At 52.5% G+C, this 5280-nt stretch carries 7 protein-coding genes; 6 read left to right on the top strand and 1 reads right to left on the bottom strand.

Annotation, left to right across the window (positions count from 1 at the left end):
* The 3 genes from Q0256_RS11090 to Q0256_RS11080 form a co-directional block, all read left to right on the top strand.
* On the top strand, positions 1-695 hold a 695-nt coding region (locus Q0256_RS11090), incomplete at its 5' end, for a cyanophycin synthetase (protein ID WP_297963082.1).
* 16 nt (positions 696-711) lie between these two features.
* Entirely contained in the window at positions 712-1059 is a 348-nt protein-coding gene (gene panD, locus Q0256_RS11085) for an aspartate 1-decarboxylase (RefSeq protein ID WP_005869876.1), read from the top strand.
* Between the two features lie 2 nt (positions 1060-1061).
* Complete coding sequence (locus Q0256_RS11080) at positions 1062-1391, top strand: YbaB/EbfC family nucleoid-associated protein (protein WP_297963080.1); 330 nt, start codon at positions 1062-1064, stop codon at positions 1389-1391.
* A 222-nt stretch (positions 1392-1613) separates the two neighbouring features.
* Here the strand turns inward: Q0256_RS11080 and Q0256_RS11075 are convergent, their stop codons facing one another.
* Positions 1614-1940, bottom strand: a complete 327-nt coding sequence (locus tag Q0256_RS11075; protein WP_297963079.1) for a hypothetical protein — start codon at positions 1938-1940, stop codon at positions 1614-1616.
* A gap of 44 nt (positions 1941-1984) precedes the next feature.
* Here Q0256_RS11075 and Q0256_RS11070 point away from each other — a divergent pair, with 44 nt between their 5' ends.
* The 3 genes from Q0256_RS11070 to Q0256_RS11060 are packed head-to-tail and all read left to right on the top strand — an operon-like array spanning position 1985 to position 5207.
* On the top strand, positions 1985-2836 hold the full coding sequence (locus Q0256_RS11070) for a polyprenyl synthetase family protein (protein WP_297963078.1): 852 nt from the start codon (positions 1985-1987) through the stop codon (positions 2834-2836).
* 3 nt (positions 2837-2839) lie between these two features.
* Positions 2840-4765: a transketolase gene (gene tkt / locus Q0256_RS11065; RefSeq protein WP_297963077.1), complete on the top strand. Its 1926-nt coding sequence runs from the start codon at positions 2840-2842 to the stop codon at positions 4763-4765.
* A 31-nt stretch (positions 4766-4796) separates the two neighbouring features.
* Positions 4797-5207 (top strand): GyrI-like domain-containing protein, encoded by a 411-nt coding sequence (locus Q0256_RS11060; RefSeq protein WP_297963084.1) that lies wholly within the window; start codon positions 4797-4799, stop codon positions 5205-5207.
* Positions 5208-5280 lie beyond the last annotated feature (73 nt).

Raw genomic sequence — 5280 nt, 5'->3', positions numbered from 1 at the left:
ACGGTATCAAAAATGCCGCGAGTTTCGGCGTGAGCGGATACGGGCTAAAGGGCGGTATCGACGCGCTCGTGCGCACTCCAAACGGCGATAATGCGCAGCTGCAAAGCGATCTTATCGGCGAGTTTAATCTCTACAACCTTACCGCGGCGTTTGCGGCGGTTAAAATTTTAACCAAGCTGCCGAACGAGGAGATCGCAAAAGCCCTGGCAAACTTCGGCGGCGTCGAGGGTCGCGTGCAGATCGTAAATAAAAATCCGCTTGTAATCGTTGATTTCGCTCATACCCCAGACATCGAAAAGGTTCTAAACGCGCTACGCGCAAGCGGCGAGATCATCGCGGTTTTTGGCGCGGGAGGCGATCGCGACCACGGCAAGCGTCCGAAAATGGGCGCCATCGCGGAGCACTTTGCTAAAATTTGCATCGTTACGAGCGATAACCCGCGTAGCGAAGAGCCAAGCGAAATCATCGAGCAAATTTGCGCCGGTATGCGCCGAAAAGATAAAATTTTAAAGATCGCGGATCGCAAAGAGGCGATCGCGCGCGCGCTAGATCTTGCCAAAAACGGCGAGATGATCGCTATTTTAGGCAAGGGCGACGAGACCTACCAGGAGATCAAGGGCGTGAAGCACCCCTTCAGCGACAAGCAGGTCGTAAGCGAGCTCGTCGCGGCGCGAGGCGGGTCAAATTTAGACTAAATTTAAAGGACGGCCGATGAAAATCGAAATTTTATCAAGCAAAATCCACCGTGCGCGCGTGACGGACGCCAACCTAAACTACGTAGGCTCTATCACGATCGGACCCGAGCTCATCGAGGCTGCGGGGCTTTGCGAATACCAAAAAGTCGAGATCCTAAACGTCAATAACGGCGAGCGCTTCGCTACCTACGTGATCCGCGGCGAGAAAAAGGGCGAGATCTGCCTAAACGGCGCAGCCGCGCGCAAAGTCTGCGTCGGCGACGTCGTCATCATCGTTGCTTACGCACAAATGAGCGCCAAAAAAGCAAGAAGCTTTAAGCCTAAAATCGTGCAGGTAAACGAAAAAAACCAAATAACGGAGTAAAGATGTTCGAAGGAATGGATTTTTCAAAAATGGGGCAGATGCTCGATCAGATGCAGGCCAAGGCTAAGCAGATCGAGGAGGAGAATGCGCGCAAGGAATTTACCGTAAAATCGGGCGCGGGCATGGTCGCCATCAAGCTAAACGGTGCGGGCGAGGTGCTTGATCTAAGCATCGACGACAGCCTCTTTAACGACAAAGAGAGCTTGCAGATACTGCTAATTTCGGCGATAGGCGACGCGATAAAACTCGTCGAAAATGAAAAGAAAGGCGCCGCAGCGTCCATGCTAGGAGGGCTCGGCGGATTGGGTGATCTACTCGGCAATAAGGGCTAAGCGTAGTTCAAAAATGGTGAAAATAGGCTTTTTAGAGAGGGCGACTACTTCCCGCCTGGCGAGCGGTTTGGATTTTACGGAGCGAGCGGCTTCTGTAGCGAACTAAATGAAGCCCTATTTTATAAGGCGACAAGTTAAATTTAGATTTTTGTGGCGATACGGTTTGCATAAAGCACGGCTCGCTTGATTTGACGCTAGGTTATTAATTTTAACTTTAGTAAATCAGTCAAATTTAACGGGTGCACGAGGGTAAATTCTAAAATTTCGGTAGGCTGCTACGTTGCAGTGCAAAGCAAAATTTAGCTCGCGCAACTTAAATGCAAAGCAAGGCGAGCCGTTGTGCGGTATCCGCGAGTAAATGAGCACAAGATGCGGCTCAAAAAAGCGGAGCATCCTTCGCCTCGCGCACTGCGTAAAGCTAGGGAAATTAAAATTTAAAATTTTAAGCGGCATGATTACTTCTACGAGGCGTACAAACGACTCGCGACAGCAAAGTCTAAGCTGCGCGACGAAAAGGCATACCGCAGGGCGCGAATTTGCATTCGCCAAGGGCGCGCCCAAGCAGAGCAAATAAAAACCGCAAGGTAGGATCGATGGATATTTTAGAAAAATTTAAAGACTATTTGAAGCGCAACGAGCTGAAGGCGTCTAGCTTTCATCCGTATTTCGAGGAGGCGCTCAATTACATGCTGCAAGCGGGCGGCAAGCATTTTCGCGCGCAGCTGCTACTAGGCGTCGTCTCGGCGGTAGATGAGCGGCGCTTTGAGGGCGCGCTGGCGATCGCGATGGCGCTTGAGATGATCCACACCTACTCGCTTATACACGACGATCTGCCCGCGATGGACGATGCGGATCTGCGCCGCGGGCGACCGAGCCTGCATAAAAAATACGACGAGGTCACGGCGATTTTGGTGGGCGATGCGCTAAATACAGACGCATTTTTGATCGCCGCGAACGCAAGCCTAAGCGACGAGATCAAGATAAAATGCATTAAAACTCTAGCGCGAAACGCAGGTAGCAGCGGCATGGTGCTGGGTCAGGCGATCGATTGCCGTTTTGAAAACAGCCCGCTAAAGCAAAGCGAGCTTGAGTTTTTGCATCTGCACAAAACGGGCGCGCTCATCGCAGCGGCGTTTGAGCTAGGCGCCATAATCGGCGGGCTAAATGACGAGCTCGCGCATGAGCTTTACAAGATCGGCCTGAAGCTAGGGCTTATATTTCAGATCGAGGATGACATCATCGACGCCACGGGCGACGAGGCAAGCGCGGGCAAGCCCGTAGGAGCGGATGGCGCAAAAAATTCCTTCGTAAATTTACTCGGACTTGCGGGCGCTAGAAGCTACAAGCAGCGCCTAATAGACGAGGTAAGCGGCGCGATGGCGGGCTATGATGAAAGCCTGCGCGATTTGGTTTTAAATTTGATAGAAAAATACCTGAAAGGATGAAAAATGTCGAGCGAGCAGCTAAGTAAAATTTCAAACACGATCAAATTTCTAAGCGCGGATATGATCCAAAGCGCCAATTCAGGCCATCCCGGCACACCGATGGGGCTAAGCGACGTAATGAGCATATTTATGAGTAAGGTCCGCCACAACCCCAAAAATCCCGCGTGGCTGAACCGCGACCGCGTCGTATTCTCTGGCGGGCACGCAAGTGCGCTCGTGTATAGCTACCTCTATCTTAGCGGATACGATCTGAGCATGGACGATCTGAAAAGCTTCAGGCGTCTGCACTCCAAAACACCGGGCCATCCGGAGATCACTACCCCCGGCGTAGAGATCGCTACCGGACCGCTCGGGCAAGGCGTCGCAAACGCGGTCGGATTTGCGATGGCCGCAAAATACGCCGCGCATCTGCTAAACGAGGAAGGAAGCGAGATCATCGATCACCGCGTCTATTGCTTCTGCGGCGACGGCGATCTGCAGGAGGGCATCAGCTACGAAGCGTGCGCGCTTGCAGGCAGACATAACCTCGATAATCTCACGATAATCTATGATTCTAATGGCATCACGATCGACGGCAGCACCGATATCGCGTGGTTTGAGGACGTAAAGGTGCGATTTGAAGCGCAAGGCTTTGAGGTCGCGCGCATCGACGGGCATAATTTCGATCAGATAGAATTTGTCCTTGACGAGGTCAAAAATAAAACCAAACCCTACCTCATCATCGCAAACACCACGATCGGCAAGGGGGCGCTAGAGCTTGAGGGCACGGCCAAGACGCACGGCGCGCCGCTTGGAGAGGAGCTGCTTGCACGCGCTAAGCAAAGCCTGGGCTTTGATCCAGCCCAAAGCTTCGTCGTAAGCGAGGACGTGCTTTTTGCGACGCGCGCTGCGGTTGAGAGGGGCGATTTGGAGGAGCGGCTTTGGAAGGAGAAGCTTGCGAAGCTAAGCGATGAAAAAAGAGCGCTTCTAAACGAGCTTTTAAATCCCGACTTTAGCAAGATAGAATTTCCCGATTTTAGCGGGCTTAAGGTGGCCACGCGCGATAGCAACGGTAAAATTTTAAACGCTATCGCAAACGCGGTGCCCGGCTTTTTGGGCGGAAGCGCCGATTTGGCGGCATCGAATAAGACCGAGCTAAAAGGCGGCGGCGACTTTCCGTGCGGCAAAAATTTACACTTCGGCATCCGCGAGCACGCGATGGCGGCGATCGGCAACGCCTTTGCGAGATACGGGCTTTTCATCCCGTTTAGCGCGACGTTTTTTATCTTCAGCGACTATCTCAAAACGGGCGCTAGACTTGCGGCGCTGATGGGCTTGCGCCACTATTTCGTCTTCACGCACGACAGCATCGGCGTAGGCGAGGATGGGCCAACGCACGAGCCTATCGAGCAGCTTAGCACCTTCCGCGCGATGCCCGGCTTCTACACCTTCCGCCCCGCAGACGGCAACGAAAACGTAAAATGCTGGCGCACGGCGCTTGCTCTGAATGCGCCCGCGGCATTCGTCTGCTCGCGCCAAGGGCTTGAGCCGCTACCTAAGGCGGTTTTGGGCGACGTGCAAAACGGCGCGTATCTGCTAAGGCAAAGCAAAGAGGCGCAAATCACGCTCATCGCAAGCGGCAGCGAGGTCTCGCTCTGCCTAAAAGCGGCAGCGATATTGCAAGAGCAAGGTATTGGCGCAAACGTCGTAAGCGCGCCGTGCTTCGAGCTTTTGTGCGAACAGGACGCTGACTATCTAGCGCAAATCCTGCAGGCGCAGACCAAAATTTTAGCCGTCGAAGCCGCAAGCGCGCTTGAGTGGTATAAATTTGCAGACGCGGTACACGGCATGCAAAGCTTCGGCGAAAGCGGCAACGCAAACGAGCTATTTAAGCTTTTCGGCTTCACCGACGTCGCGATCGCAAAGCAGGCCAAAGAGCTTTTAGAATAGTAGCGGCAAAGGACGAAATTTGAGCGAAAAAATCAAAATTTCATATTTAGACGGATTTAAAATTTACGGGTTAAAAGCCCGCACGAAAAACGCGGACGAGCTAGACGGGAGCGGTAAAATTCCCGCGCTGTGGGCAAAATTTATGAAAGAGTGCTATGACGGGCAGAGCGAGATTTACGGCGTCTATTACGATTACGAAGACGGCGCCGACGGGCTTTACGATATCTTTATCGGCGCTAAAGCGCCCCGCAGCGACGAAGCCTTGGAGATCAAAAGCGACAAATACGCGGTTTTTAGCTTCCCGAATGAGCCGCAAAACGTAGCAAAGTTTTGGAGCAAAATTTGGAGCTTTTTTGAGGCCGGCGAACTAAAAAGAGCGTTTGGAACGGATTTTGAGTTTTACGGCGGAGACGAGATCAAAATTTTTATCTCGGTTTTGTAGGGCGGCGCATGAAATTTATAAACGGCGAGTGATTTTTCGCCGCCGCGACGATGAGCTTTTGCGTAAAATTTCA

Origin of the sequence: uncultured Campylobacter sp. (assembly GCF_937949835.1) — a bacterium.
Taxonomy (GTDB): Bacteria; Campylobacterota; Campylobacteria; order Campylobacterales; family Campylobacteraceae; genus Campylobacter_B.
The sequence above is the reverse complement of the archived record's forward strand: the minus strand, read 5'-3'. Positions and strand labels throughout refer to the sequence as shown.

What these genes read in the sequence shown, in the direction of transcription:
- panD (WP_005869876.1), top strand. Translation starts at nt 712, where the DNA reads ATGAAAATCGAAATTTTATCAAGCAAAATCCACCGTGCGCGCGTGACG.
- Q0256_RS11080 (WP_297963080.1), top strand. Translation starts at nt 1,062, where the DNA reads ATGTTCGAAGGAATGGATTTTTCAAAAATGGGGCAGATGCTCGATCAG.
- Q0256_RS11070 (WP_297963078.1), top strand. Translation starts at nt 1,985, where the DNA reads ATGGATATTTTAGAAAAATTTAAAGACTATTTGAAGCGCAACGAGCTG.
- tkt (WP_297963077.1), top strand. Translation starts at nt 2,840, where the DNA reads ATGTCGAGCGAGCAGCTAAGTAAAATTTCAAACACGATCAAATTTCTA.